The organism is Hydrogenophaga luteola (assembly GCF_042648585.1).
GTDB lineage: Bacteria > Pseudomonadota > Gammaproteobacteria > Burkholderiales > Burkholderiaceae_C > Hydrogenophaga > Hydrogenophaga luteola.
Window position 1 is genome coordinate 642486 of record NZ_JBHRXX010000005.1, and the last position, 24346, is coordinate 666831.

At 63.4% G+C, this 24346-nt stretch carries 33 protein-coding genes and 1 tRNA gene; 6 read left to right on the forward strand and 28 right to left on the reverse strand.

All coding sequences use genetic code 11. The features are described 5' to 3' along the window. Positions 1-17 precede the first annotated feature (17 nt). Positions 18-410, forward strand: a complete 393-nt coding sequence (locus tag ACFOPI_RS13120; protein WP_382174493.1) for a RidA family protein — start codon at positions 18-20, stop codon at positions 408-410. A 70-nt stretch (positions 411-480) separates the two neighbouring features. Here the strand turns inward: ACFOPI_RS13120 and ACFOPI_RS13125 are convergent. From ACFOPI_RS13125 to ACFOPI_RS13250, 26 genes are all read right to left on the reverse strand, one after another. Next, positions 481-557, reverse strand: a tRNA-Met gene (locus tag ACFOPI_RS13125). A gap of 17 nt (positions 558-574) precedes the next feature. Beyond that, positions 575-970 carry a 50S ribosomal protein L17 gene (rplQ, locus tag ACFOPI_RS13130; RefSeq protein WP_066253427.1) on the reverse strand — a complete coding sequence of 132 codons (396 nt, stop codon included), beginning with the start codon at positions 968-970 and terminating at the stop codon, positions 575-577. A 73-nt stretch (positions 971-1043) separates the two neighbouring features. Then, the gene (locus ACFOPI_RS13135) at positions 1044-2030 is read right to left on the reverse strand and encodes a DNA-directed RNA polymerase subunit alpha (RefSeq protein ID WP_066157201.1); all 987 of its coding nucleotides are present in this window, start codon (positions 2028-2030) and stop codon (positions 1044-1046) included. Between the two features lie 94 nt (positions 2031-2124). Then, positions 2125-2748 (reverse strand): 30S ribosomal protein S4, encoded by a 624-nt coding sequence (gene rpsD / locus ACFOPI_RS13140; RefSeq protein ID WP_066253805.1) that lies wholly within the window; start codon positions 2746-2748, stop codon positions 2125-2127. Between the two features lie 185 nt (positions 2749-2933). Beyond that, complete coding sequence (gene rpsK, locus ACFOPI_RS13145) at positions 2934-3338, reverse strand: 30S ribosomal protein S11 (protein ID WP_308328656.1); 405 nt, start codon at positions 3336-3338, stop codon at positions 2934-2936. A 17-nt stretch (positions 3339-3355) separates the two neighbouring features. Then, entirely contained in the window at positions 3356-3721 is a 366-nt protein-coding gene (gene rpsM / locus ACFOPI_RS13150; RefSeq protein WP_382174496.1) for a 30S ribosomal protein S13, read from the reverse strand. A gap of 23 nt (positions 3722-3744) precedes the next feature. Then, on the reverse strand, positions 3745-3858 hold the full coding sequence (gene rpmJ / locus ACFOPI_RS13155; protein ID WP_066157211.1) for a 50S ribosomal protein L36: 114 nt from the start codon (positions 3856-3858) through the stop codon (positions 3745-3747). Between the two features lie 41 nt (positions 3859-3899). Beyond that, positions 3900-4118 (reverse strand): translation initiation factor IF-1, encoded by a 219-nt coding sequence (infA, locus tag ACFOPI_RS13160; RefSeq protein WP_009514918.1) that lies wholly within the window; start codon positions 4116-4118, stop codon positions 3900-3902. A gap of 15 nt (positions 4119-4133) precedes the next feature. Continuing rightward, positions 4134-5441 carry a preprotein translocase subunit SecY gene (secY, locus tag ACFOPI_RS13165; RefSeq protein WP_382174498.1) on the reverse strand — a complete coding sequence of 436 codons (1308 nt, stop codon included), beginning with the start codon at positions 5439-5441 and terminating at the stop codon, positions 4134-4136. A gap of 26 nt (positions 5442-5467) precedes the next feature. Next, positions 5468-5899, reverse strand: coding sequence for a 50S ribosomal protein L15 (gene rplO / locus ACFOPI_RS13170; RefSeq protein ID WP_382174500.1), 432 nt, complete (start codon positions 5897-5899; stop codon positions 5468-5470). Between the two features lie 28 nt (positions 5900-5927). Further along, positions 5928-6110, reverse strand: coding sequence for a 50S ribosomal protein L30 (gene rpmD, locus ACFOPI_RS13175; RefSeq protein ID WP_066157720.1), 183 nt, complete (start codon positions 6108-6110; stop codon positions 5928-5930). Positions 6111-6121: 11 nt separating this feature from the next. Further along, positions 6122-6640 carry a 30S ribosomal protein S5 gene (rpsE, locus tag ACFOPI_RS13180; RefSeq protein ID WP_066157220.1) on the reverse strand — a complete coding sequence of 173 codons (519 nt, stop codon included), beginning with the start codon at positions 6638-6640 and terminating at the stop codon, positions 6122-6124. 18 nt (positions 6641-6658) lie between these two features. Continuing rightward, positions 6659-7024, reverse strand: coding sequence for a 50S ribosomal protein L18 (rplR, locus tag ACFOPI_RS13185; RefSeq protein WP_066253441.1), 366 nt, complete (start codon positions 7022-7024; stop codon positions 6659-6661). 11 nt (positions 7025-7035) lie between these two features. Further along, the gene (gene rplF / locus ACFOPI_RS13190) at positions 7036-7569 is read right to left on the reverse strand and encodes a 50S ribosomal protein L6 (RefSeq protein ID WP_382174502.1); all 534 of its coding nucleotides are present in this window, start codon (positions 7567-7569) and stop codon (positions 7036-7038) included. Positions 7570-7593: 24 nt separating this feature from the next. Continuing rightward, positions 7594-7989, reverse strand: a complete 396-nt coding sequence (gene rpsH, locus ACFOPI_RS13195; RefSeq protein WP_382174504.1) for a 30S ribosomal protein S8 — start codon at positions 7987-7989, stop codon at positions 7594-7596. 18 nt (positions 7990-8007) lie between these two features. Continuing rightward, the gene (gene rpsN, locus ACFOPI_RS13200) at positions 8008-8313 is read right to left on the reverse strand and encodes a 30S ribosomal protein S14 (RefSeq protein WP_066157231.1); all 306 of its coding nucleotides are present in this window, start codon (positions 8311-8313) and stop codon (positions 8008-8010) included. 8 nt (positions 8314-8321) lie between these two features. After that, entirely contained in the window at positions 8322-8861 is a 540-nt protein-coding gene (gene rplE, locus ACFOPI_RS13205; RefSeq protein WP_308328663.1) for a 50S ribosomal protein L5, read from the reverse strand. Between the two features lie 2 nt (positions 8862-8863). Next, a complete protein-coding gene (gene rplX / locus ACFOPI_RS13210; protein ID WP_066157232.1) occupies positions 8864-9184 on the reverse strand; it encodes a 50S ribosomal protein L24 in 321 nt (106 codons plus the stop codon). Positions 9185-9193: 9 nt separating this feature from the next. After that, positions 9194-9562, reverse strand: a complete 369-nt coding sequence (gene rplN, locus ACFOPI_RS13215; protein ID WP_009514936.1) for a 50S ribosomal protein L14 — start codon at positions 9560-9562, stop codon at positions 9194-9196. 164 nt (positions 9563-9726) lie between these two features. Further along, the gene (locus tag ACFOPI_RS13220; protein WP_382174506.1) at positions 9727-11292 is read right to left on the reverse strand and encodes a glycerol-3-phosphate dehydrogenase/oxidase; all 1566 of its coding nucleotides are present in this window, start codon (positions 11290-11292) and stop codon (positions 9727-9729) included. A 77-nt stretch (positions 11293-11369) separates the two neighbouring features. Then, positions 11370-13103, reverse strand: a complete 1734-nt coding sequence (locus ACFOPI_RS13225; RefSeq protein WP_382174508.1) for an ABC transporter substrate-binding protein — start codon at positions 13101-13103, stop codon at positions 11370-11372. A gap of 98 nt (positions 13104-13201) precedes the next feature. Next, positions 13202-13510, reverse strand: a complete 309-nt coding sequence (locus ACFOPI_RS13230) for a DUF2160 domain-containing protein (protein WP_382174510.1) — start codon at positions 13508-13510, stop codon at positions 13202-13204. Beyond that, positions 13510-14322, reverse strand: coding sequence for a carbohydrate ABC transporter permease (locus ACFOPI_RS13235; protein WP_382174511.1), 813 nt, complete (start codon positions 14320-14322; stop codon positions 13510-13512). Before ACFOPI_RS13235 ends, ACFOPI_RS13230 begins: the two co-directional genes overlap by 1 nt. Then, entirely contained in the window at positions 14319-15209 is an 891-nt protein-coding gene (locus tag ACFOPI_RS13240) for a carbohydrate ABC transporter permease (protein WP_382174513.1), read from the reverse strand. Before ACFOPI_RS13240 ends, ACFOPI_RS13235 begins: the two co-directional genes overlap by 4 nt. After that, positions 15206-16276, reverse strand: coding sequence for an ABC transporter ATP-binding protein (locus ACFOPI_RS13245; RefSeq protein WP_382174515.1), 1071 nt, complete (start codon positions 16274-16276; stop codon positions 15206-15208). The genes ACFOPI_RS13240 and ACFOPI_RS13245 overlap by 4 nt, the downstream gene beginning before the upstream one ends. A 1-nt stretch (position 16277) precedes the next feature. Further along, positions 16278-17357, reverse strand: a complete 1080-nt coding sequence (locus tag ACFOPI_RS13250) for an ABC transporter ATP-binding protein (protein ID WP_382174517.1) — start codon at positions 17355-17357, stop codon at positions 16278-16280. 160 nt (positions 17358-17517) lie between these two features. On the opposite strand from ACFOPI_RS13250, the gene ACFOPI_RS13255 reads away from it, so the two are divergent. From ACFOPI_RS13255 to ACFOPI_RS13270, 4 genes are all read left to right on the forward strand, one after another. Next, on the forward strand, positions 17518-18330 hold the full coding sequence (locus ACFOPI_RS13255; RefSeq protein WP_382174519.1) for a DeoR/GlpR family DNA-binding transcription regulator: 813 nt from the start codon (positions 17518-17520) through the stop codon (positions 18328-18330). Beyond that, positions 18327-19820, forward strand: coding sequence for a glycerol kinase GlpK (gene glpK / locus ACFOPI_RS13260; protein WP_382174521.1), 1494 nt, complete (start codon positions 18327-18329; stop codon positions 19818-19820). The genes ACFOPI_RS13255 and glpK overlap by 4 nt, the downstream gene beginning before the upstream one ends. Positions 19821-19846: 26 nt before the next feature. Continuing rightward, a complete protein-coding gene (gene proC, locus ACFOPI_RS13265) occupies positions 19847-20674 on the forward strand; it encodes a pyrroline-5-carboxylate reductase (RefSeq protein ID WP_382174523.1) in 828 nt (275 codons plus the stop codon). A 489-nt stretch (positions 20675-21163) separates the two neighbouring features. Then, on the forward strand, positions 21164-21781 hold the full coding sequence (locus ACFOPI_RS13270) for a hypothetical protein (protein ID WP_382174525.1): 618 nt from the start codon (positions 21164-21166) through the stop codon (positions 21779-21781). 66 nt (positions 21782-21847) lie between these two features. Here the strand turns inward: ACFOPI_RS13270 and ubiA are convergent, their stop codons facing one another. Together ubiA and ACFOPI_RS13280 are read right to left on the reverse strand one after the other, a co-directional pair. Further along, positions 21848-22699: a 4-hydroxybenzoate octaprenyltransferase gene (gene ubiA / locus ACFOPI_RS13275; RefSeq protein ID WP_382174527.1), complete on the reverse strand. Its 852-nt coding sequence runs from the start codon at positions 22697-22699 to the stop codon at positions 21848-21850. A gap of 97 nt (positions 22700-22796) precedes the next feature. Beyond that, positions 22797-23756, reverse strand: coding sequence for a hydrogen peroxide-inducible genes activator (locus ACFOPI_RS13280; RefSeq protein WP_382174529.1), 960 nt, complete (start codon positions 23754-23756; stop codon positions 22797-22799). A 122-nt stretch (positions 23757-23878) separates the two neighbouring features. On the opposite strand from ACFOPI_RS13280, the gene ACFOPI_RS13285 reads away from it, so the two are divergent. After that, positions 23879-24343 carry a hypothetical protein gene (locus ACFOPI_RS13285; RefSeq protein ID WP_382174531.1) on the forward strand — a complete coding sequence of 155 codons (465 nt, stop codon included), beginning with the start codon at positions 23879-23881 and terminating at the stop codon, positions 24341-24343. Positions 24344-24346 lie beyond the last annotated feature (3 nt).

Sequence of the window (24346 nt, forward strand, 5' to 3'; positions counted from 1 at the left end):
AAGAAGGATCCTTCCCCATGCAATTCCTGCAACCGCCCGGCTGGGCCATTCCCAAGGGCTACGCCAATGGCGTCGCCGCCCGCGGCACCCTTGTTTTCGTCGGCGGCCAGATCGGATGGAACGGGGAACAGCGGTTCGAGAGCGACGACTTCATTGACCAGACGAAGCAGGCCCTGCAAAACGTCCACGCGGTGCTGGCCTGTGCGGGAGCGGGCCCCGAGCACATGGTCCGCATGACCTGGTACATCACCGACCGCGACGAGTACAACAGCCGTCTGCGGGAACTGGGGACCGCGTACCGCGATGTGATGGGCAAATGTTTCCCGGCCATGACCTGTGTGGAAGTCAGCCGGCTGGTGGAACCCCGCGCCAAAGTGGAAATAGAAGTCACAGCGGTCGTGCCTGACTGACCGCAGAACGACAGAAACAAAAAAACCCGCTGCTGCGGGTTTTTTTGAGGAACTCTGAAAAGTTCCGGATTGGTTGCGGAGGCAAGATTTGAACTTGCGACCTTTGGGTTATGAGCCCAACGAGCTACCAGGCTGCTCCACTCCGCGTCAAGCCTTATATTCTATCACGCTTTTGCATCGTCGGCGGCTGGCGCTGCATCTTCTGCACGATCCACCAGTTCGACCAGTGCCATCGGGGCGTTGTCGCCCACGCGGAAGCCCATCTTCAGGATGCGGGTGTAACCACCGGGACGTGCCTTGAAACGCGGGCCCAGTTCGTCGAACAGTTTGACCACCACATCGCGATCACGCAGGCGATCGAAAGCCAGGCGGCGGTTCGCCACGGTGGCTTCCTTGGCCAGGGTAATCATGGGCTCGACCACGCGACGCAGCTCTTTGGCCTTGGGCAGGGTGGTCTTGATGACTTCGTGCGTGAGCAGCGAGTTCATCATGTTGCGCAGCATCGCCTGGCGGTGCTCGCTGGTGCGGTTAAGTTTACGAAGTCCGTGTCCGTGACGCATGGTGATTTCCTTTCAGTGTTTTGCCCCCAGCCGGATCAGGTACTGGGAGTTCGTCAGACGTTGATTGACGGGATCAGTGTTTGTCGAGACCGGCCGGCGGCCAGTTTTCGAGCTTCATGCCCAAGGTCAAGCCGCGCGAAGCGAGCACTTCCTTGATTTCGTTGAGCGACTTACGACCCAGGTTGGGAGTCTTGAGCAGCTCGTTCTCGGTGCGCTGGATCAGATCACCGATGTAGTAGATGTTCTCCGCCTTGAGACAATTGGCCGAGCGAACGGTGAGTTCGAGCTCGTCCACAGGACGCAGCAGGATCGGGTCAAATTGCTGCGAGCTGCGCTGGGCAGGCTGGTCGAATGCCGACAGCTCCACACCTTCGAGCTGGGCGAACACCGCCAGTTGCTCCACCAGAATCTTGGCGGACGCGCGCACAGCCTCTTCCGGGCCGATAGAGCCGTTGGTCTCGATCTCCAGCACCAGCTTGTCGAGGTCGGTCCGTTGCTCGACACGGGCACTTTCCACCGTGTAGCTCACGCGCTTGACAGGCGAAAAGGAGGCGTCCAGGACAATACGACCCAGCGAACGCGACGCGTCGTCGTTGCGGCGCAGGCTGCCGGGCACGTAGCCACGGCCTTTTTCGACCTTGATCTGCATGTCCAGCTTGGCACCTGCAGACAGCGTGGCGATGACATGACCGGGGTTGACGATTTCGACGTCGTGCGGGGTCTGGATGTCGGCTGCGGTGACCACGCCTTCACCGTCCTTGCGCAGGCTCAGGGTGACCTCGTCACGGTTGTGCAACTTGAAGACCACACCCTTGAGGTTCAGGAGCATGTTGACGACATCTTCCTGGACGCCATCGATGGAGGAGTACTCGTGCACCACACCAGCGATCGTCACTTCGGTCGGCGCGTGGCCCACCATCGACGACAACAGCACACGGCGCAGGGCGTTGCCAAGTGTGTGGCCGTAGCCGCGCTCGAAAGGCTCCAGTGTCACCTTGGCGCGGTTGGTCGAGACTTGCTCGACATTGATGGTCTTGGGCTTGAGCAGATTGTTCAGCATTCAAACTTCCTTCAGTTCCCTCGGCTCGTTACACCGATAAGGCAGACGGAGCATGGCCCGGCCTCGCCAGCAACGACGAAGGCCGGGAACGAAATTAACGCGAGTACAGTTCGACGATCAGCGATTCGTTGATCTCAGCACCGAATTCGTCGCGGTCCGGCGTCTTCTTGAAGACACCTTCGACCTTGTCGGCCGAGACCTCCACCCAAGCGGGGAAGCCGATCTGCTTGGCCAACTCCAGGGCCTCGATCACGCGGGCCTGTTTCTTCGACTTCTCGCGCACGGCGACCACATCACCGGGCTTGACCGAGTAAGAAGGAATGTTCACCGGGCTGCCATTGACGGTGATGGCCTTGTGCGAAACGATCTGGCGGGCTTCGGCACGGGTCGATGCAAAGCCCATGCGGAACACCACGTTGTCCAGACGGGATTCCAGCAGGAACAGCAGGTTGGCGCCAGTGTTGCCACGACGACGATCCGCCTCAGCAAAGTAGCGGCGGAACTGGCGCTCCAGCACGCCGTAGGTGCGCTTGACCTTCTGCTTTTCGCGCAACTGCAGACCGAAGTCAGAGGTGCGCTGACCAGAGGTACGGCCGTGCTGGCCAGGCTTGGAGTCGAACTTTGCCTTGTCGCTGATGGAACGGCGAGCGCTCTTGAGCAACAGGTCGGCGCCTTCACGGCGGGAAAGTTTGGCCTTGGGGCCGAGGTAACGTGCCACGTTGGTTTCCTTGTTAATGATCTGCCGCAACCCACACCGATTGGTGTCATTGCGGGAGCTTGTCCCTGATGGGGAAAGCGGTGGGCTTAGCAAAAATGCCACCGCAGGCAACTGCGGTGGCGCTCAAAAAAGCTTTTGATTGTAGCGCTTTCCTGCCTTCCGCTTCGGAAACAGGAAGCGACCCGTCAGATGCGGCGGCGCTTCTGAGGGCGGCAGCCGTTGTGCGGCACGGGTGTCACGTCGGAGATCGATGTGATGCGAATGCCCAAGGCACCCAAGGCGCGCACGGAGGACTCACGGCCTGGACCCGGACCTTTGATTTCGACATCCAGGTTCTTGATGCCTTGTTCTATGGCCGCGCGACCAGCCACTTCCGAAGCCACCTGGGCAGCAAACGGCGTGGACTTGCGCGAGCCCTTGAAGCCCTGACCACCCGAAGACGCCCAAGACAATGCGTTGCCCTGACGGTCGGTGATCGTGATGATGGTGTTGTTGAAGGACGCGTGCACGTGCGCAATGCCGTCCGCCACGTTCTTGCGGACTTTCTTGCGGACGCGGGCCGCTGCCGAACTGCTGGGAGCTTTAGCCATGTTTCTCTTTCAACCGATTATTTCTTGAGCGACTGGGCGGCCTTGCGGGGACCCTTGCGCGTACGGGCGTTGGTCTTGGTACGTTGACCGCGCACCGGCAAGCCACGACGGTGGCGGAAGCCGCGGTAGCAACCAATGTCCATCAAACGCTTGATGTTCATCGTGGTCTCGCGACGCAGGTCACCTTCAATGGTGAAGGATCCGACCTGATCGCGCACCTTCTCGAGTTCCGCGTCGGTCAGGTCCTTGATCTTCTTGCTGTAGTCGATGCCACAGGCTTCGCAGATCTTGCGAGCGCGGGTGCGACCAATACCGAAGATTGCCGTCAGGCCGATCTCGGCGTGTTTGTGCGGCGGGATGTTGATGCCTGCAATACGAGCCATGTTGGTTCCTCTGAACTTCCGAATCAGCCTTGACGCTGCTTGTGGCGCGGGTCGGTGCAGATGACTCGCACGACGCCCTTGCGCTTGATGATCTTACAGTTGCGGCACATTTTCTTGACCGAAGCCGAAACTCGCATAGTCTTCTCCTAGATATTCCAAAACATTCAATGTCGACTGGTCACTTCGCCCGGAACACGATTCGTGCTCTGGTCAGGTCATACGGAGTCAGCTCCACCTTGACCTTGTCGCCGGGGAGGATCCGGATGTAGTGCATCCGCATCTTGCCGGAGATGTGCCCGAGCACCACATGTCCGTTTTCCAGTTTGACCCGGAAGGTTGCGTTCGGGAGGTTCTCAACCACCTCCCCCTGCATTTCAATCACATCGTCTTTGGCCATACGACAGCGCCGACATCAGGATTTGAAGTTGGCCTTTTTCAACAGTGATTCGTACTGCTGGGACATCATGTAGTTCTGCACCTGGGCCATGAAGTCCATGGTGACCACCACGATGATCAGCAGCGAAGTACCACCGAAGTAGAAAGGCACGTTGTACTTCAGGATCAGAAATTCGGGCAGCAGGCAGACTGCAGTGATGTAAATCGCACCAGCCAGCGTCAAACGAAGCAGGATCTTGTCGATGTAGCGGGCCGTCTGGTCACCAGGCCGAATCCCGGGAATGAACGCTCCGCTCTTCTTCAGGTTGTCGGCCGTTTCGCGGCTGTTGAACACGAGCGCCGTGTAGAAGAAGCAGAAAAATACAATCGCTGCAGCGTAGAGGGCCACATAGATTGGCTGACCTGGCGACAGGGCAGATGCAATGTCACGCAGCCAGCGTGTCGAGTCACCCGTGCTGATCCAGCTCACCACAGTGGTCGGCAGCAGGATGATGGACGACGCGAAGATGGGCGGAATCACACCAGCCATGTTCAGCTTCAGAGGCAAGTGCGAGGACTGACCGCCGTACACCTTGTTGCCGACCTGACGCCGTGCATAGTTCACCAGAATCTTCCGCTGGCCACGCTCGACAAACACCACGAAATGGGTGACCAGAATCACCAGCGCAATGATGAAGAGCGACACCAGGATGTTCATGGCACCCGTGCGCACGAGCTCCAGAAGCCCACCAATCGCATTGGGGAGGCCCGCTGCAATACCGGCAAAGATGAGAATCGAAATGCCGTTACCCAGGCCGCGCTCAGTGATCTGCTCGCCCAGCCACATAAGGAACATGGTCCCGGCCACCAGACTCACCACCGCCGTTAGACGGAACGCCATGCCCGGATCAATCACCAGTCCAGCCTGTCCTTCCAGCGCCAGGGCGATACCCATGGCCTGGAAGATGGCCAGACCGAGCGTCCCGTATCGGGTGTACGCGGTGATCTTGCGACGACCGGCCTCGCCCTCTTTCTTCAGCTGCTCGAACGTCGGGACCACATAGGTCATCAACTGCATGATGATCGATGCCGAGATGTACGGCATGATCCCCAGCGCGAAGACCGTGAAGCGCGACAGCGCGCCTCCCGAGAACATGTTGAACAGGCTGAGGATCCCGCCCTGCTGGCCCTTGAACAGCTGTTCCAGTTGGGCAGGGTCGATCCCGGGCACAGGTATGTGTGCGCCGATCCGGTAAACCACCAAGGCCAGCAACAGGAACACCAGCCGGCGACGCAGGTCGCCGAACTTGCCTGTCTTGGCCAGGGTCGTGGAGCCAGTAGCCACAGATTGCCTTTTGCTTGCGATCTGAATCAGGCCAGCGAGCCGCCAGCGGCCTCGATGGCAGCCTTGGCACCGGCGGTTGCGCCGATGTCCTTGAGCTTGACGGCGCGAGTGATCTCACCGGTCTTGATGACCTTGACGCGCTTGGCCAGCTGAGCCACGAGGCCTGCCTGCTTGAGCACCAGAAGATCGATCTCGGCGGCCTCGACCGTGTTCAGGTCTGCCAGGGTAACCTCAGCGTTGAACTGAAGTTGCGCGGATTTGAAGCCACGCTTGGGCAGGCGACGCTGCAGGGGCATTTGACCGCCCTCGAAGCCGACCTTGTGGTAGCCACCGGAGCGCGACTTTTGACCCTTGTGGCCACGACCAGCGGTCTTGCCCAGGCCGGAGCCGATGCCGCGACCGACGCGACGCTTCGCGTGCTTGGCACCCGCTGCGGGTTGAATGGTGTTGAGTTCCATGACGAATGAGTCCTCTTCGGTCGGGTGCTTAAAGCACCTTCACCAGGTAGGCGATCTTGTTGATCATGCCGCGCACGGCGGGCGTGTCCTGCAGCTCGCTGACGCTGTTGAGCTTGCGCAGACCCAGGCCACGCACGGTGTCGCGGTGAGATTGCTTGGTGCCGATCGGGCTGCGCACCAGTTGAACCTTGACGGTGTTTTGAGTGGTCATGATCGATCCCATCAGCCCAGGATCTCTTCGACCGACTTGCCGCGCTTGGCGGCCACGTCGGCGGGAGTCGTGGAGTTCTTCAGCGCGTCCAGCGTGGCACGCACCAGGTTGTAGGGGTTGCTCGAGCCATGGCTCTTGGCCACGACGTCGGTGATGCCCAGCACTTCGAAAACTGCGCGCATAGGGCCGCCTGCAATGATGCCGGTACCCTTGGCAGCGGGCAGCATCATGACGTTGGAAGCTCCGTGCTCGCCGTGCACCGCATGGTGCAGGGAACCGCTCTTGAGCGACACCTTGATCATGTTGCGACGCGCCTGCTCCATGGCCTTCTGCACAGCCACGGGCACTTCGCGGGCCTTGCCCTTGCCCATGCCGACGCGGCCATCGCCATCGCCGACCACGGTCAATGCAGCAAAACCGAGGATGCGACCACCTTTGACCACCTTGGTCACGCGGTTGATCGCGATCATCTTCTCGCGCAGGCCGTCGTCGTTGCCTTCGTTCTTCACGTTTGCCTGAAATTTAGCCATTTTGTGTATCCCGTCTGATCAGAACTGCAGACCGGCTTCACGAGCCGCATCGGCGAGGGCCTTGACACGGCCGTGGTAGGCAAAACCGGAACGATCGAACGCCACCTTCTCGATACCAGCGGCCTTGGCCTTTTCAGCAATGCGCTTGCCGATCAGAGCCGCAGCAGCGGCATTGCCACCCTTTCCGGCAGCGCCCAGTTGCGCGCGCACTTCGGCTTCGGCCGTCGAAGCGGAGGCCAGCACCTTGGCGCCGTCGCCAGAGATGACGTTGGCGTAAATATGCAGGTTGGTGCGGTTCACGGTCAGGCGCACAGCGCCTTGCTGCGCAATGCGGATGCGCGTCTGACGGGCCCGACGGAGACGTTGCTCTTTTTTGGTCAACATGATCCTGGTCCTTACTTCTTCTTGGTTTCCTTGATCACGACCTTTTCATCCGCATAACGGATGCCCTTGCCCTTGTAGGGCTCGGGAGGGCGCACAGCGCGCACTTCGGAAGCGATCTGGCCCACGCGCTGACGGTCAGCGCCCTTGATGACGACTTCGGTCGGCGTCGGGGTCTCGACCTTGATGCCTGCAGGCATTTCAATCTCGACCGGATGCGAATAGCCGACGTTCAGGTTGAGCTTGGTACCTTGGGCCTGGGCCTTATAGCCCACACCGATCAGCGACAGCTTCTTCTCGAAGCCCTTGCTCACACCAGTCACCATGTTGTTCACCAGCTGACGCATGGTGCCGGACATGGCGTTGGCTTCCCGCGAGTCGTTCACCGGGACGAACGACAGCGAGCCAGCGTTGTTTTCTACCTTGACCAGCGCGTTCTGCGCCAGGGCCAGGGCACCAAGCGAGCCCTTGACGTTGATCAGGTCGTCTTTGACGGCCACTTCGACCCCTGCAGGGACGGAGACTGGCTGTTTACCAATACGCGACATTTCAGTTGCTCCTCAATGCCCGCATCAGGCGACGTAACACAGGACTTCACCACCGACACCGGTGGCGCGGGCCTTGCGATCGGTCATCACACCCTTGGGAGTGGTGACGATGGCGACGCCCAGACCGTTCTGCACCTGCGGCAGCGCGTCGCGGCCACGGTAGATGCGCAGGCCAGGCTTGCTCACGCGCTCGATGCGCTCGATCACCGGACGACCGGCGTAGTACTTCAGGGCGATTTCGAGTTCGCTCTTGCCACCTTCGGTCTTCACCTGGAAGCCGTCGATGTAACCCTCGTCCTTCAGGACCTGGGCAATGGCCGCCTTGACTTTGGACGCCGGCATCGTCACGGTGGTCTTTTCAACCATCTGCGCGTTGCGGATGCGGGTCAACATGTCAGCGATAGGATCACTCATGCTCATTTGTGGTTCTCCTAGGGCTTACCAGCTGGCTTTGGTGATGCCGGGGATCTCGCCGGCAAAGGCCATCTCGCGGACCTTGGCACGAGCCAAGCCGAAGTAGGCAAACGTGCCACGCGGACGCCCGGTGATCTCGCAGCGGTTGCGCTGACGCGTCGGGTTGGCGTTGCGGGGCAGCTTCTGCAGCGCCAGACGAGCGGCATCGCGGGCTTCGTCGCTTTGCTTTGCGTCGTTGGCGGTCGCCTTCAGTTCGGCGTATTTCTTGGCGAACTTGGCGGCGAGTTTCTCGCGCTTGAGTTCACGTTGGAGTAGTGCTTGTTTAGCCACGCGCCACCTCAGTTCTTGAACGGGAAACGGAAACCAGCCAGCAGAGCCTTGCACTCTTCGTCGGTCTTGGCGGTTGTCGTGATGCTGATGTTCAGGCCGCGCAGGGCATCGACCTTGTCGTACTCGATCTCGGGGAAGATGATCTGTTCTTTGACGCCGATGTTGTAGTTGCCACGGCCGTCAAACGCCTTGCCGGAGATACCACGGAAGTCGCGCACGCGCGGCAGGGCCACGGTGACGAAACGGTCCAGGAATTCGTACATGCGGGCGCCACGCAGGGTCACCATGCAACCAATGGGCTGCTGCTCGCGGATCTTGAAACCGGCGATAGCCTTCTTGGCCTTGGTCACCACGGGCTTCTGGCCGGCGATCTTGGTCAGGTCGCCCACGGCGTTGTCCATGATCTTCTTGTCGGCAACCGCCTCGCTCACACCCATGTTCAGGGTGATCTTGGTGATGCGGGGCACCTCCATCGGAGACTTGTAACCGAACTTCTGGGTCAGCTCGGGCGCAACCTTGTCGCGGTAGATTTCTTGAAAGCGTGTCATGGTCATGCCACCTTGATTTCTTCGCCGCTGGACTTGTAGACGCGCACCTTGTTGCCGTCGGCCAGCTGCTTGATGCCCACGCGGTCCGCCTTGCCCGTGGCGCCATTGAAGATGGCCACGTTGGACTGGTGGATGGACATGGTCTTTTCGACGATGCCGCCGGTCACACCCTTCATGGGGTTGGGCTTGGCGTGCTTCTTGACGATGTTGACGCCCTCAACGACCACACGGTCGTCGGAAGCGCGCTCAAGCACCTTGCCGCGCTTGCCCTTGTCGCGCCCGGCGATGACGATGACTTCGTCGCCCTTACGAATCTTGTTCATGGTGAATCCTCAGAGAACCTCGGGGGCCAGGGACACGATCTTCATGAACTTCTCGGTACGCAGTTCACGCGTGACCGGGCCGAAGATGCGGGTGCCGATCGGCTCCAGCTTGGCGTTGAGCAGCACGGCGGCATTGCCGTCGAATTTGATCAGGGCGCCATCCTGGCGACGGATGCCCTTGGCGGTGCGAACCACCACAGCGTTGTACACCTCGCCTTTTTTGACGCGGCCACGGGGCGCTGCTTCCTTGATGCTGACTTTGATGACATCGCCCACACTGGCGTAACGGCGCTTGGAACCACCGAGCACCTTGATGCACATCACGGACTTGGCACCCGTGTTGTCAGCAACATCGAGTCGAGATTGCGTTTGGATCATTTGATTTAAGTCCCAACTTGAATCCTTCCGGCCACCACGGCTGGAAGTGATCAGTCTTGGGCCCGTCGTAGCCAACCACCCCGAAAGGATGGCCCGCGTCGCTGGGCAGATAGCTTCGCCTTTTACAGCGAAGCCGCGGATTATTGCACCGCCGTATCAGCCTGTCAACTGCTCTTTGGCAGGTAGCTGGCACACAGCGACTCGAACTCGGCCAGCATAGGGCCGCTACAGCCCTCCTCTTTAAGGATCTCCGCCACACGGGGCGCCATGGCGGCGGCGGCGCGGGCATCCAGAAACACGGCTCGCCAGCGACGGGCCAGCACATCCTCAACAGTGTGCGCATACTCACATCTGACTGCGTACCGCACCATGGCCTCGGTGAGTCCCAAGCCCAGGACGTGATCGGCGCCCGAGCAGGCCAGAACCTCATCCGCATGCTGCCCGTACAGGTGCAGGCCGGGGCCAGCATGCAGCGGCACCACAGCCCGCGCCGCTGCGGGTGCGCCGTCCAGCGCATGGCACTCTGTCTGCCCTCCCGGTTTGCGGAGCAGGAGGCCCGCAGAAAAACAGCGCTCCATGACATCGTCCGCCATGGCGCGGTAGGTGGTCCATTTGCCGCCGGTGACTGTGAGCAACCCATTGGATTCGACCACGATGGTGTGTTCCCGCGACAGCACCTTGGTCCCGCCCCCATCGTTCTTGGGCGGAGCCACCAGAGGACGCAGCCCAACCCAGACACTGCGGATGTCCTGCCGTTGCACCGGACGACGCAGAACATGGGCCGCCTCACCCAAGATGAAATCCAGCTCTTCGGCGAACGGCTGCGGTTCGCGCGGCAGGTCCTGGCGAGGGGTGTCGGTCGTGCCCAGCACCAGTTTGCCCAGCCAGGGCACGGCAAACAGGACCCGCCCATCGCGCGTCTTGGGCACCAGCAGTGCGTGGTGACCATTCAGGAACTCGCGGTCCACCACCACATGCACACCCTGACTGGGGCTGACCATGCGGTCGGTGCCCGCGCCACCTGGCGCGCCAGCACGTGCCCGCAGCGTGTCGACCCAGACCCCGGTGGCATTGATCACGCACCCGGCCTCGACCTGCCGGGAATGTCCGGACAGACGGTCACGAACGGTCACAGAGAAGCCCTGCTCCGACCGCTGCAGGGCCTCCACCTCGGCATAGTTGAACAGCTGAGCCCCGGCGTTCTGGGCAGTTCGGGCCAACGCCAGCGCCAGCCGCGCGTCGTCGAACTGGCCGTCCCAGTACTGCACCCCCCCCTTGAGCCCTTCGGGGTTGACGCCTGGCAGGGCCTGCAGGGTCTCCGCCCGGCTGAGGAACTCCGTGCGGCCCAGGCCAGCGCGCCCTGCCATGAGGTCGTACAGCTTGAGTCCAGCGCCGTAGAAGGGCGTCTGCCACCAGGCGTAGGAGGGCATGACGAACGGCAGCGGCTGCGCCAGGTGCGGCGCGATGCGCAGCACCGTGGCTCTTTCCGCCAGCGCCTCGCGCACCAGGGCCACATTGCCTTGCGCGAGGTAGCGCACGCCGCCGTGCAGCAGCTTGGTGGAGCGCGACGAGGTACCGCCCGCGAAGTCGTGCGACTCGAACAGGGCAACGGAGAAACCACGCAGCGCCGCGTCCAGCGCCACACCCAGGCCGGTGGCGCCCCCGCCCACCACCACCAGATCAAAGCGTGGTTGGCGGGCCAGGGACTGAAGACGTTCTGCGGGGTTCATGAATCAGGGGATGACCGCACACACCCTCGGCGGGGTGCGTGCGGAGGTTTCACATCAGACGATAAACAAACAACCGGTCAGCGGACCTTGCCGGCCTTCCAGGCGTCCAGCAGGGTCTGGTAGTTGATGGTCTCGCCCTTCGGCTTCTCATTGGCCAGCTTCTTCCACGGCGCCGACTTGTCGGAGAGCCACTTGTCGGCGCTTTCCTTCTTGTTCAGCTTGGGCGGGCACTGGGCCATGCCAGCGCGCTCCAGACGGGCCAGCACCTCGTCCATCTCCTTGGCCAGGTTGTCCATCGCACCCTGCGGGGTCTTCTCACCCGTGACGGCCTGTGCCACGTTCTTCCACCACAGCTGCGCCAGCTTGGGGTAGTCAGGAACGTTGGTGCCGGTGGGGCTCCAGGCCACGCGGGCAGGGCTGCGGTAGAACTCGACCAGACCACCCAGCTTGGGCGCCATGTCGGTCATGGCCTTGCTCTGGATGTCGGACTCGCGGATCGGGGTCAGGCCCACGATGGTCTTCTTGAGCGAGGTGGTCTTGGCGGTCACGAACTGGGCGTAGAGCCAGGCGGCGGCCGTCTTGTTGGCATCGTGGTCCTTGAAGAAGGTCCAGCTGCCCACGTCCTGGTAGCCGTTCTGCATGCCCTGCTTCCAGTACGGGCCGTTGGGGCCGGGCGCCATGCGCCACTTCGGCGTGCCGTCGGCGTTGACCACCGGCAGGCCCGGCTTGGTCATGTCGGCGGTGAAGGCCGTGTACCAGAAGATCTGCTGGGCGATCTGGCCTTGCGCGGGCACCGGGCCGGCTTCGCCGAAGGTCATGCCGGTGGCTTCCTTGGGCGCGTACTTCTTCATCCAGTCGACGTACTTGGTCAGCGCGTAGACGGCAGCCGGCGAGTTGGTCGCGCCACCGCGCTCGACCGAGGCGCCCACCGGCGTGCACTTGTCGGCCGCCACGCGGATGCCCCACTCGTCGATCGGCAGGCCGTTGGGCGCGCCGATGTCGGCGGTGCCGGCCATGGACAGCCAGGCGTCGGTGAAGCGCCAGCCCAGCGACGGGTCCTTCTTGCCGTAGTCCATGTGGCCGTAGATTGCCTTGCCGTCGATGGTCTTGACGTCGTTGGTGAAGAACTCGGCGATGTCCTCATAGGCCGACCAGTTCAGCGGCACGCCCAGGTCGTAGCCGTACTTGGCCTTGAACTTGTCCTTGAGGTCTTTGCGCTCGAACAGGTCGGCGCGGAACCAGTAGAGGTTGGCGAACTGCTGGTCGGGCAGCTGGTAGAGCTTGCCGTCGGGCGCGGTGGTGAACTTGGTGCCGATGAAGTCCTTGATGTCGATACCGGGGTTGGTCCACTCCTTGCCCGCGCCGCTCATGTAGTCGGTCAGGTTCAGGACCTTGCCGTAACGGTAGTGGGTGCCGATGAGGTCGGAGTCGGAGATCCAGCCGTCGTAGATCGACTTGCCCGACTGCATCGAGGTCTGCAGCTTCTCGACCACATCGCCTTCCTGGATCAGGTCGTGCTTGACCTTGATGCCGGTGATTTCCTCGAAGGCCTTCGCCAGCGTCTTCGATTCGTACTCGTGGGTGGTGATGGTCTCGGAGACCACCGAGATTTCCTTCACACCCTTGGCCTGCAGCTTCTTGGCGGCGTCGATGAACCACCTCATCTCGGCCAGCTGCTGGTCCTTGCTGAGCGTGGACGGCTGGAACTCGCTGTCGACCCACTTCTTGGCGGCGGCCTCGTCGGCCCAGGCCGCGTGGCTACCCAGGGCGCAGAGCGCGGCCAGCGCGAGCGCGTTGTATCGCAATTTCATCGTGTCTCCTTCTCTCGGGTTGATGTGAACGCTGCCCCTCATGGCTCTGGGTGACCACGGCCCCGGGGCAGCGCCGGGCCGTATTCCCTCGAAACGGTTCAGCCCTTGCGCATCACCAGCACCAGCGCGAACATGGAGATCACGAAGCTGATCCAGACGCTGGGCTCTTGCTCCAGCGACATCAGCTCGGCCATCCACTCGGCCGCGCCGACGAACACCAGGTTGATGTAGGCCGCGAGCAGCAGCCCGATGAACAGGCGATCGCCACGCGTGGTGGCCATCGGCAGAAAACCCTTGCGCAGCGTCGTGGGAGAACGGATCTCCCACACGGTCATGCCGATCAGCATCAGCACGATGCAGGTAAAAAAGACGGCCACCGGGGTGGTCCATGCCATCCACTCGAACATCACACCCTCCCCATGGCGAAGCCCTTGGCGATGTAGTGCCGGACGAACCAGATCACGATTGCCCCCGGCACGATGGTCAGCACCCCTGCGGCGGCCAGCGTGGCCCAGTCCATGCCACTCGCACTGACCGTGCGCGTCATGGTGGCCACGATGGGCTTGGCGTTCACACTGGTCAGCGTGCGCGCCATCAGCAGCTCGACCCAGCTGAACATGAAGCAGAAGAACGCCGCCACACCCACCCCCGCCTTGATCAGCGGCAGGAAGATGGTGATGAAGAAGCGCGGGAAGCTGTAGCCATCGATGTAGGCGGTCTCGTCGATCTCGCGCGGAATGCCCGACATGAAGCCTTCGAGAATCCACACCGCCAGCGGCACGTTGAACAGCAGGTGCGCCAGCGCCACTGCGATGTGCGTGTCCATCAGCCCCACCGTGGTGTAGAGCTGGAAGAAGGGCAGCAGGAACACGGCCGGCGGTGTCATGCGGTTGGTCAGCAGCCAGAAGAAGACGTGCTTGTCGCCCAGGAAGCTGTAGCGGCTGAAGGCGTAGGCCGCCGGCAGCGCCACGGTCAGCGAGATCACGGTGTTGATGCACACGTAGATCAGGCTGTTGATGTAGCCCGAGTACCAGCTCTCGTCGGTGAAGATGAGCTTGTAGTTGTCCCAGGTGAAGTCCTGGGGCCACAGGCTGAAGCTGGAGACGATTTCTTCGTTGGTCTTGAAGCTCATGTTGACCATCCAGTAGATGGGCAACAGGGCGAAGACCAGGTAGGCGATGAGGAACAGCGTCCTCTTCTTGAATCGACGCTCGTTCACGATTGCACCTCTTTCTCGGCCTGGCCGAGGCTCTGCATCCAGTTGTAGAGCACGAAGCAGAACAGCAGGATGATGAGGAAATAGATCAGGGAGAACGCGGCGGCCGGTCCAAGGTCGAACTGGCCGACCGCCTTCTGTGTCAGATACTGCGACAGGAAGGTGGTGGCGTTGCCGGGGCCGCCGCCGGTGAGCACGAAGGGCTCGGTGTAGATCATGAAAGAGTCCATGAAGCGCAGCAGCACTGCGATCATCAGCACGCCGCGCATCTTGGGCAGTTGGATGTAGCGGAACACCGCGAACTTGCTGGCGCCGTCGATGCGTGCGGCCTGGTAGTAGGCGTCGGGAATGCTGCGCAGGCCGGCGTAGGCCAGCAGGGCCACCAACGGCGTCCAGTGCCACACGTCCATCAGCAGCACGGTCAGCCAGGCGTGGGTGGCGTCGCCGGTGTAGCTGTATTCGATGCCCAGGTTCTCCAACGTGTGTCCGAGCAGGCCAATGTCGGCACGGCCGAAGATCTGCCAGATGGTGCCGACCACGTTCCACGGGATCAGCAGCGACAGCGCCACGATCACCAGCGTGGCCGAGGCCTTCCAGCCCTGGGCCGGCATGGCCAGCGCGAGCGCGATGCCCAGCGGGATCTCGACCGCCAGCACCGCCATGGAGAACTTCATCTGGTTCCACAGCGCGGCGTGCAGGTCCTCGTCGCGCATGACGCTGGCAAACCACTCGGTGCCCACAAAAACGCGGCGCTCGGGCGAGATGATGTCCTGCACCGAGTAGTTCACCACCGTCATCAGCGGCAGGATGGCCGAGAAGGCCACGCAGATGAAGACGGGCAGGATCAGGAACCAGGCTTTCTGGTTGACGGGTTTGGTCGTGGTGCTCATGCCACCAGCTCCTCGTTCTTGTAGAAACAGGTGTGTTCACCCAGCACCTGGGCGCCGACCTCGTCGCCCACCGCAGGCAGCGCGGCGTCCGGCGCCAGGCGGGCCTTGAGGGTCTGGCCGGCGGCGTCCAGCGTGACCAGGAAATAGGTGCCGATGTCCTGCACTTTCTGCACCGTCGCGGGCAGCGTGGCCGCCGCTCCGCGGGGCGCGAGCGCCAGGTACTCGGGCCGGATGCCCAGGCGCAGGGAGCCGTCGGGCAGTGACTGCGGCGAAGCCAGGCTTTGTCCACCGAGCTGCAGCTGCCCGCCTGCGGCCTGCGCCTCCAGAAAGTTCATGCCCGGAGAGCCGATGAAATGCCCGACGAAGGTGTGCGCCGGGCGCTCGAACAGCGCGTCAGGCGTGCCCAGCTGCACCACCTTGCCGCGCGTCATCACCACCACCTGATCGGCGAAGGTCAGCGCCTCGACCTGGTCGTGGGTGACGTAGATCAGTGTGAGCTTGAGCTCGTGGTGGATCTGCTTGAGCTTGCGCCGCAGCTGCCACTTCAGGTGCGGGTCGATCACGGTCAGCGGCTCGTCGAACAGCACCGCCGACACATCGGGCCGCACCAGGCCGCGGCCGAGCGAGATCTTCTGCTTCTGGTCGGCCGACAGACCAGCGGCGCGCATGTCCAGCTGGTGGCTCATCTCCAGCATTTCGGCAATCTGACCCACGCGCTGCTTGATCTGGTCCGCCGGCACCTTGCGATTCTTCAGCGGGAAGGCGAGGTTCTCGGCCACGGTCATGGTGTCGTAGATGACCGGGAACTGGAACACCTGGGCGATGTTGCGTTCCTGCGGCGTGGCGCGCGTCATGTCCTGGCCGTCGAACTTCACGGTGCCGTGCGAAGGCACCAGCAGGCCCGACATGATGTTGAGCATGGTCGTCTTGCCGCAGCCCGAGGGGCCGAGCAGCGCGTAGGCGCCGCCGTCCTCGAAGCTCATCTTCAGCGGCAGCAGCGCGTAGTCGCTGTCGTCCTTCGGGTTCGGGCGGTACGAGTGGGCGAGGTCGAGGTCGATGCGGGCCATCTCAGGCTCCCTTCGCGCGTTGCGGGGCCACCAGCAGGTCGCCAGACTGGTCGAAGGCGTAGACCTGCGCCGGGTTCACATGCAGCGTGATCGCGCTGCCCAGGGCGAAGTCGTGCACGCCGGTGAGCTGGGCCACGATCTCGCCGACCGCCGTGTGCACGTGCACGAAGGTGTCGGAGCCGGAGATTTCGGCCAGCTCGACCTGACCGGCCAGGGCCACATCGCCCGGGCGCGGCGCCACGCGCACGGCACTGGCGCGGATGCCCAGGGTCAGCGCGCGGGTGGCGTGTTGCGGCAGATCCACCGCCAGCAGCGGGCCGCCGTTGAGCTGCGCGCCGCCCTGGGCCACCTCGGCGGCCAGCAGGTTCATCGGCGGATCGCTGAAGGCGCGCGCCACGCGCAGCGACTTCGGGCGGTGGAACACCTCGGCCGTGGGGCCGTACTGCAGCAACTCGCCCTGGTCGAGCACCGCGGTGTAGCCGCCCAGCAGCAGCGCCTCACCCGGCTCGGTCGTGGCGTAGACCACGGTGGAGTCGCCGGCGGCGAACAGCTGGGTCAGTTCTTCGCGCAGCTCCTCGCGCAGCTTGTAGTCCAGGTTCACCAGCGGCTCGTCCAGCAGCATCAGGGGCGCGTTCTTGGCCAGCGCGCGCGCCAGCGCCACACGCTGCTGCTGCCCGCCCGAGAGTTCGGCCGGCAGACGGTCGAGAAACACCTCGATGTGCAGCCGCGCCGCCAGCTCGCGCACGCGCCGGTCGATCTCGTCCCGCGAACGGCCACCGAGTTTGAGCGGCGAAGCGATGTTGTCGAACACCGTCATCGACGGGTAATTGATGAACTGCTGGTAGACCATGGCCACGTTGCGCTCGCGCACCGGAGTGCCGGTGACATCTCGCCCGTCCACCAGCACGCGTCCGCTGGTCGGCACGTCCAGACCGGCCATGACGCGCATCAGGCTGGTCTTGCCCGCCTGCGTGGCGCCCAGCAGCACCGTGACGGCATCCGGCGCCGGACTCAGACTCATGGGGTGGAGGTGGACCGAAGGCCCGACCGTCTTGCCCACCTGCTCCAGGGATAGCTGCATTCGTTGTCCAGAAGAGGGCCCGCAGGCCTGTTGTTTTATTTTCGTTTCACCGATTCTATTGTTCGTTTTTGTTCTTCTTGGTTCGGTATTTACCCTTAACAGCCAGCATTTCCTTTTCCGTTATGTTCGGAGCACCGAGACCCCCGACCGCAAAACGTCCATGAACCTGGCCCCCCGACACACCCACCTGCTGGACGTGGTGCGCACCCACGGCCCGCAGAGCATCGAAGCCCTGGCGGAGCGCTTTGGCGTCACGCTGCAGACGGTGCGCCGTGATGTGCAGCGCCTGGCCGAAGCCGGCCTGCTCTCGCGCTTTCACGGCGGCGTGCGGCTACCCGGCTCCACCACCGAGAACATCGCCTACCGCCAGCGCCAGGCCATGGAGTCCGAGGCCAAAAACCGCATCGCCCGGGCCATCGCCCAGCGCGTGCCCAACGGCTGCTCGCTGATCCTGAACATCGGCACCACCATCGAGGCCGTGGCGCGCGAGCTGATGCAGCACCAAGGGCTGCGCGTCATCACCAACAACCTCCACGTGGCCGCCCTGCTGAGCGCCAACCCCAGCTGCGAGGTGATCGTGGCCGGCGGCCAGGTGCGTGGTGCCGACCAGGGCATCGTCGGCGAAGCCACGGTGGACTTCATGCGCCAGTTCAAGGTCGACATCGGCCTGATCGGCATCAGCGGCATCGAGGCCGACGGCACGCTGCGCGATTTCGACTACCGCGAGGTCAAGGTGGCGCGAACCATCATCGGCCAGTCGCGTGAGGTCTGGCTGGCGGCCGACCACAGCAAGTTCAACCGCCCGGCCATGGTGGAGCTGGCGCGACTGGACGAGGTGGACGTGCTGTTCACCGACGAACCGCCCCCGCCGCCCTTCGACGCGCTGCTGACCCAGGGCGACGTGGAGTGCGTGGTGGCGGGTCGCGAGGCCACCTGGAATATTCAACAAGACCAGAGACGAGACACACCATGAGTTACCTGCTGGCCCTGGACCAGGGCACCTCCAGTTCGCGCAGCATCGTGTTCGACCAGGACGGCCACGTGGTCGCCATGGCGCAGCGCGAGTTCCGCCAGATCTACCCGCAGCCCGGCTGGGTCGAGCACGACCCGCGCGACCTCTGGACCACGCAGCTGGAAACGGCGCGCGAGGCGCTGGCCAAGGCCGGCCTGAAGGCGGCCGACATCCGCGCCGTGGGCATCACCAACCAGCGCGAGACCACGGTGGTATGGAACCGCAAGACCGGCGAGCCGGTCTACAACGCCATCGTCTGGCAGGACAGGCGCGCCGAGTCCACCTGCGCCGCATTGCGCGAGCGTGGCCTGAGCGAACCCGTGCTGCAGAAGACCGGCCTGCGCATTGACGCCTACTTCTCGGGCACCAAGCTGCAATGGATCCTGGACCACGTGCCCGGCGCGCGAGCGCAGGCGGAAGCCGGCGAGCTCGCCTTCGGCACCGTCGACAGCTGGCTGATCTGGCAGCTCACCGGTGGTGCGGCGCATGCGACCGACCACAGCAATGCCGCGCGCACCATGCTGTTCAACATCCACACCCAGCGCTGGGACGAGGAGCTGCTGGCGGCCATGACGATTCCTGCGGCCATGATGCCCACCGCCCTGCCCTCCAGCGCCCACTTCGGCGAGGTGCGCCCCGAGTGGCTCGGCGGGCCGCTGGTGATCGGCGGCGTGGCCGGCGACCAGCAGAGCGCGCTGTTCGGCCAGGCCTGCTTCACCGCCGGCATGGCCAAGAACACCTACGGCACCGGCTGCTTCATGCTGATGCACAACGGCGAGCGCTTCCAGACCAGCCAGAACGGCCTGATCACCACCGCCGCCGCGCAGCCACCCGGCAAGCCGCAATACGCGTTCGAAGGCAGCGTGTTCATCGGCGGCGCGGTGGTGCAGTGGCTGCGCGACGGCCTGCGTGCGATCCCGTCCAGCAGCGAGGTGCAGGCGCTGGCCGAAAGCGTGCCCGACGCCGGCGGCGTGATCATGGTGCCGGCCTTCACCGGCCTGGGCGCGCCCTACTGGCAGCCCGAGAGCCGCGGCGCCATCGTCGGCCTCACGCGCGGCAGCACCATCGCCCACATCGCGCGCGCCGCGCTGGAGAGCATCGCCTTCCAGAGCGCCGCCCTGCTCGACGCCATGAGTCGTGACGCAGTGGCCAGCGGCGGTGTACCGGTGGCCGAGCTGCGGGTGGATGGCGGCGCCTGCGTCAACGACCTGCTGATGCAGATCCAGGCCGACCTGCTCGGCATCCCGGTGGTGCGACCGGCGGTGATCGAGACCACCGCGCTGGGTGCGGCCTACCTCGCGGGCCTGCAGTGCGGCGTCTACGCCGGGCTGGACGAGCTCTCGAAACAGTGGCGCGCCGAGCGCGTGTTCCACCCGACGCTCTCGCGGGAACGCGCGGCCGAGAAGATGGCCGAATGGGAACACGCGGTCAGGCAGACGACAGCGCCCTAAGCGCCGGGGGCGGCGACAATTCCGGCATGAACACGTCCACCCATCCCCTCATCACCTTCATCGGCGGCGGCAACATGGCCAGCGCCATCATCGGCGGCCTGGTCCGCCAGGGCCACCCGACCAGCGCCCTGCAGGTGGTCGAGCCCTGGGACGAGCAGCGCGCGAAACTCGCGCAGCAGTTCCCCGGCATGACCGTGCTGGCCGCTGCCAGTGGAGAACTGAAGCCCTCCGATCTCGTGGTCTGGGCCGTCAAGCCGCAGACCTTCAAGGACGCCGCCGCCACGGCCCGCGCCCATGTCGAAGGCGCGCTGCACCTGAGCGTGGCTGCCGGCATTACCAGCGACAGCATCGCCGCCTGGCTGGGCACCGAACGCATCGTGCGTGCCATGCCCAACACGCCCGCGCTGGTCGGCCTGGGCATGACCGGCCTGATGGCACGCCCCGCAGTGACCGCCGACGACAAGGTCCTTGTCGAGCGCGTGGTGCGCACCACCGGCGAACTGGTCTGGGTCAACGTCGAAACGGACCTGGACGCCGTGACCGCGCTCTCGGGCTCCGGCCCGGCCTACGTGTTCTATTTCCTCGAAGCCATGCGCGACGCGGGTGCCCGCATGGGCCTGGCGCCCGACGTGGCATACCAACTGGCGGTGGGCACCTTCGTCGGCGCGGCCACGCTGGCCCAGCGCTCGGAAGACCCGCCACAGGTGCTGCGCGAGCGCGTCACGTCCAAGGGCGGCACGACCTACGCGGCGATCACCTCGATGGAGGCGTCGGACATGAAGGCGCTGTTTGAAAAAGCCCTGGTCGCGGCCCAGACCCGCGCTGCTGAACTGGGCGCAGAGTTCGGCAAGTAGTCTCTGCGCGGCTCGCGGATGCAGTGCACTCTGCTCCGCGGCTGTCCCCCGGCGGCTAATGCCGCCTCCTCCTTTATGCAGCTGCGCAGAGCACACCGCATCCGCAACGGAAGTGGCGGGCGAAGACCAGAAGCGACCCTTTGCTGCCGTTCACGCTGTCTCTCTAAAGCGGCGCTTCAGCCGAACAACTGCTCAGAGCCGAAGCTACAGTGAATGCACCGAATGCGCTCGCGTATCTGCTCCAGAATCCTGGTTGACGGCAATGCCGAAAGCCATAGGTGATTCACAGTGTCAGACAAGCCCTCACCCTTCTTGCTCAAATTCTGGTGGCTGCTTCCTGCTTTGCTAGCGGTCGCCAGCGCAGTTGCTGCTTGGTTCTATCGGGAGCGACCCATTGAAATTGAGTCTTTGCCGACGTCTGTAGTTCAGTCGACTGCCGCACTTGAGGGCAGTTTCTCTGGCCCACCTGCACGGCGGGTGGAGTATCGAGTGAACCTCACCACTGAGGTTCACGGCGATCGCGCCGAGAGCAAAGTTCATCAAACTGCCGAACATATTGGTGGAGGTTGGATCCGTCGGTCTGACGATTGGTATGACGGTGGCGCGCCGAACCCGACGTATCAGGAGCATTTACTGAGCTATCGCAACATCCTGCAGGTGCATACCAAGCATCGAGTCATTGCGCCAGTTGTTCACGCGTTGCTGGCCGAGTTCGGGTGGCTGGTCGATACCGCTCACGCACAATCTGCCGTGATGACGGGAGCATTTCCAACGGGGGAAGGCTCATCGCTTGCAGTGGACCAATCCCGGATTGCACCGGTCGACCCACAGACTTCGCTTCTGAAGGCAGTGACCTATGAACGTCAGATCGTATGCAAGAAAGATGGCACGTTTGACGGTGGCACATTTGGCCCCGCGCTCACCGGCCCATTGACGCAAGTCTCCTGCATATCAAAACGCAGCCACGCTCCCGGCGAGACCATCACCGTCTATGTATGGCACCCCGAGGTCCGGATGTTTCTCCTCGTCCGATCAGAGAAACCTGCAGCATTTGGCGGAACCGAAATCCAGACGCGGCGATTTGAGTCTATTGAGATCACACCCTAGGGCCTAGGGTTGTGGCTTTGGAAGACTTTCGGCCAAAGTAGCGTCACAACCGAAACGCGGCGCACGTCAAACCAGGCCGAGCACCACGCCCACAAACACCGTGAACCCCAACCAGTGGTTCAGGCGGAAGGCCTTGAAGCAGCCGTCGCGGGTGCGGTCCTTGATGAGCAGGACATGCCAGACCACCTGGGCCAGCGCCACCAGCAGCATGGCGCCCCAGACCACGGGGTTCACCAGGCTCCAGAGCACGGCGGTCCAGACGCCCAGGAACACCAGGTAGAACGCGGTGATCGCCGGCACGTCGGCGTCGCCCAGCGTGATGGCCGAGGTCTTCATGCCGATCTTCAGGTCGTCGTCGCGGTCGACCATGGCGTATTCGGTGTCGTACGCGAGCACCCAGAACAGGTTGCCCGCCATCAGCGCCCAGGCTTGCCAGGGCACGCTTTCCGTCACCGCCGCGAACGCCATCGGGATGCCGAAGCTGAAGGCCACGCCCAGCACGGCCTGCGGCATGGAGACGTGGCGCTTGGCATACGGATAGATCAGCGACAGCACCAGGCCCAGCACCGACCAGGCGATGGTCGCGGTGTTGGTGGTCAGCACCAGCAGGAAGGCCACGAAGGCCAGCACGCCGCCCACCGCCAGCGCCTCTTTGACGCCCACGCGCCCGCTGGTCACGGGGCGTTGCGCGGTGCGCTTGACGTGCTTGTCGAACTCGCGGTCGGCCACGTCGTTCACGCAGCAGCCCGCGCTGCGCATGAGGATGGTGCCCAGCACGAACACCACCAGCAGGTGCCAGCCTGGAAAACCCTGGGCCGCGATCCACAGCGCCGACAGCGAGGGCCAGAGCAGCAGCAGCCAGCCGGCGGGCCGGTTCCAGCGGATCAGGTCGAGGTAGAGATTCAGGCGAGAGGTCACGGCAGTTGTTTTGTCGAGGCACACCGCAGAACCGGCTTTGCCGGGCTGCTGGTGTGGTCCCCCTGGGGGGAAGACGCGCAGCGGCGCAGGGGGGATCTCAAGAAAGTCTTTTCACGCCTGGCAGCTCGCAGGCGTAGATGGCGTTGCGCAGTTCGGCGATGGCCTCGTAGCGCGTGAAGCTGCGCCGCCAGGCCAGCACCACCCGCCGCGTCGGCGGGTCGCCGTCGAACGGCAGGTAGTGCACAAAGGAGGCGTCGCCCAGGTCCTGCGAGTTGTCGGCCGAACCGTCGAGCGCCGAGCGCGGCACCGACAGGCGCGGCACCAGGGTGACGCCCATGCCGGCGGCCACCATGTGCTTGATGGTCTCCAGCGAGGAGCCCTCGAAGCTCTTGCGGATGCCCTCGGTGTCGCTGGAGAAGCGCGCGAACTCGGGGCAGACCTCCAGCACGTGGTCGCGGAAGCAGTGCCCCGTGCCCAGCAGCAGCATGGTCTCGTTCTTGATCTCGTCGGTGGTGATGGCCTTGCGCTTGGCCAGCAGGTGGCTGGCGGGCACGGCGGCCATGAAGGGCTCGTCGTACAGCGGCGCGATCGCGAGGTTGGTGTCCGGAAAGGGCTCGGCCAGGATGGCGCAGTCGATCTCGCCCAGGCGCAGCTGCTCCAGCAGCTTGACGGTGAAGTTCTCCTGCAGCATCAGCGGCATCTGCGGTGTGCGCTCGATGACCTGGCGCACCAGATTGGGCAGCAGGTAGGGACCGATGGTGTAGATCACGCCCAGCTTGAGTGGCCCGGCCAGCGGGTCCTTGCCGCGCTTGGCGATCTCCTTGATCGCCGCGGCCTGCTCCAGCACGGTCTGCGCCTGGCGCACGATCTGCTCGCCCAGCGGCGTGACCGCGATCTCGCTGGCATTGCGTTCGAAGATCTTGAGCTCCAGCTCCTCTTCGAGCTTCTTGATCGCCACGGACAGCGTGGGCTGCGACACGAAACAGGCCTCGGCGGCCTTGCCGAAGTGCTTTTCGCGCGCCACGGCCACGATGTATTTCAGTTCCGTCAGGGTCATGGCTGTATTTTGCGCCGACTCGCTTTCATGCCAGTTGGGGATGAATTGGAGCTCACGCCTAGGCTAAGATTTGTTCGTGTTGCATTCGGTAACACGTCCAATCAGATCCATCAGGAGGATTCATGTTCACGCTTCGTGCTCCGCTCACTGCCATGTCTTTGTCGATCTTGCTGACCGCCTGCGGGGGTGGTGGCGACGACGCTGCTCCCGCCGACAAATATGTTGGGACATGGGACATCCCTTGCGAGGTCGATGGCTCGATCTCTGTCCTTGGTGAAGTGACATTGAGCAAAGCAAGCAGCAACTCGGTGTCCGGGCCTTTGACTTGGCGCATTTTCAGGAACACCAGCTGCTCGGGCGCTCCGTATTCCACCATCACGCTTCAGGCGGCGGTCACCATCCATGGAACCGCTGAAATTGATGGAAAAACGGTTGACCAAGTCACCGAAACGCTCGGCGACGACGCATCGAAGGATGTGTACTACGTGACAGGAAACCAATGGTTTGAGTCTCCAGAAGGCTCACCCTCCGGCCCCGATGGCTTCCCAACGAGCCTCGATATGACCATCGCCTCTACCAAGCGCTGAATC

What these genes read in the sequence shown, in the direction of transcription:
- ACFOPI_RS13120 (WP_382174493.1), top strand. Translation starts at nt 18, where the DNA reads ATGCAATTCCTGCAACCGCCCGGCTGGGCCATTCCCAAGGGCTACGCC.
- rplQ (WP_066253427.1), bottom strand. Translation starts at nt 970, where the DNA reads ATGCGTCACGGACACGGACTTCGTAAACTTAACCGCACCAGCGAGCAC.
- ACFOPI_RS13135 (WP_066157201.1), bottom strand. Translation starts at nt 2,030, where the DNA reads ATGCTGAACAATCTGCTCAAGCCCAAGACCATCAATGTCGAGCAAGTC.
- rpsK (WP_308328656.1), bottom strand. Translation starts at nt 3,338, where the DNA reads ATGGCTAAAGCTCCCAGCAGTTCGGCAGCGGCCCGCGTCCGCAAGAAA.
- rpsM (WP_382174496.1), bottom strand. Translation starts at nt 3,721, where the DNA reads ATGGCTCGTATTGCAGGCATCAACATCCCGCCGCACAAACACGCCGAG.
- rpmJ (WP_066157211.1), bottom strand. Translation starts at nt 3,858, where the DNA reads ATGCGAGTTTCGGCTTCGGTCAAGAAAATGTGCCGCAACTGTAAGATC.
- infA (WP_009514918.1), bottom strand. Translation starts at nt 4,118, where the DNA reads ATGGCCAAAGACGATGTGATTGAAATGCAGGGGGAGGTGGTTGAGAAC.
- rplO (WP_382174500.1), bottom strand. Translation starts at nt 5,899, where the DNA reads ATGGAACTCAACACCATTCAACCCGCAGCGGGTGCCAAGCACGCGAAG.
- rpmD (WP_066157720.1), bottom strand. Translation starts at nt 6,110, where the DNA reads ATGACCACTCAAAACACCGTCAAGGTTCAACTGGTGCGCAGCCCGATC.
- rpsE (WP_066157220.1), bottom strand. Translation starts at nt 6,640, where the DNA reads ATGGCTAAATTTCAGGCAAACGTGAAGAACGAAGGCAACGACGACGGC.
- rplR (WP_066253441.1), bottom strand. Translation starts at nt 7,024, where the DNA reads ATGTTGACCAAAAAAGAGCAACGTCTCCGTCGGGCCCGTCAGACGCGC.
- rplF (WP_382174502.1), bottom strand. Translation starts at nt 7,569, where the DNA reads ATGTCGCGTATTGGTAAACAGCCAGTCTCCGTCCCTGCAGGGGTCGAA.
- rpsH (WP_382174504.1), bottom strand. Translation starts at nt 7,989, where the DNA reads ATGAGCATGAGTGATCCTATCGCTGACATGTTGACCCGCATCCGCAAC.
- rplE (WP_308328663.1), bottom strand. Translation starts at nt 8,861, where the DNA reads ATGACACGCTTTCAAGAAATCTACCGCGACAAGGTTGCGCCCGAGCTG.
- rplX (WP_066157232.1), bottom strand. Translation starts at nt 9,184, where the DNA reads ATGAACAAGATTCGTAAGGGCGACGAAGTCATCGTCATCGCCGGGCGC.
- rplN (WP_009514936.1), bottom strand. Translation starts at nt 9,562, where the DNA reads ATGATCCAAACGCAATCTCGACTCGATGTTGCTGACAACACGGGTGCC.
- ACFOPI_RS13220 (WP_382174506.1), bottom strand. Translation starts at nt 11,292, where the DNA reads ATGAACCCCGCAGAACGTCTTCAGTCCCTGGCCCGCCAACCACGCTTT.
- ACFOPI_RS13225 (WP_382174508.1), bottom strand. Translation starts at nt 13,103, where the DNA reads ATGAAATTGCGATACAACGCGCTCGCGCTGGCCGCGCTCTGCGCCCTG.
- ACFOPI_RS13230 (WP_382174510.1), bottom strand. Translation starts at nt 13,510, where the DNA reads ATGTTCGAGTGGATGGCATGGACCACCCCGGTGGCCGTCTTTTTTACC.
- ACFOPI_RS13240 (WP_382174513.1), bottom strand. Translation starts at nt 15,209, where the DNA reads ATGAGCACCACGACCAAACCCGTCAACCAGAAAGCCTGGTTCCTGATC.
- ACFOPI_RS13245 (WP_382174515.1), bottom strand. Translation starts at nt 16,276, where the DNA reads ATGGCCCGCATCGACCTCGACCTCGCCCACTCGTACCGCCCGAACCCG.
- ACFOPI_RS13250 (WP_382174517.1), bottom strand. Translation starts at nt 17,357, where the DNA reads ATGCAGCTATCCCTGGAGCAGGTGGGCAAGACGGTCGGGCCTTCGGTC.
- ACFOPI_RS13255 (WP_382174519.1), top strand. Translation starts at nt 17,518, where the DNA reads ATGAACCTGGCCCCCCGACACACCCACCTGCTGGACGTGGTGCGCACC.
- glpK (WP_382174521.1), top strand. Translation starts at nt 18,327, where the DNA reads ATGAGTTACCTGCTGGCCCTGGACCAGGGCACCTCCAGTTCGCGCAGC.
- proC (WP_382174523.1), top strand. Translation starts at nt 19,847, where the DNA reads ATGAACACGTCCACCCATCCCCTCATCACCTTCATCGGCGGCGGCAAC.
- ACFOPI_RS13280 (WP_382174529.1), bottom strand. Translation starts at nt 23,756, where the DNA reads ATGACCCTGACGGAACTGAAATACATCGTGGCCGTGGCGCGCGAAAAG.
- ACFOPI_RS13285 (WP_382174531.1), top strand. Translation starts at nt 23,879, where the DNA reads ATGTTCACGCTTCGTGCTCCGCTCACTGCCATGTCTTTGTCGATCTTG.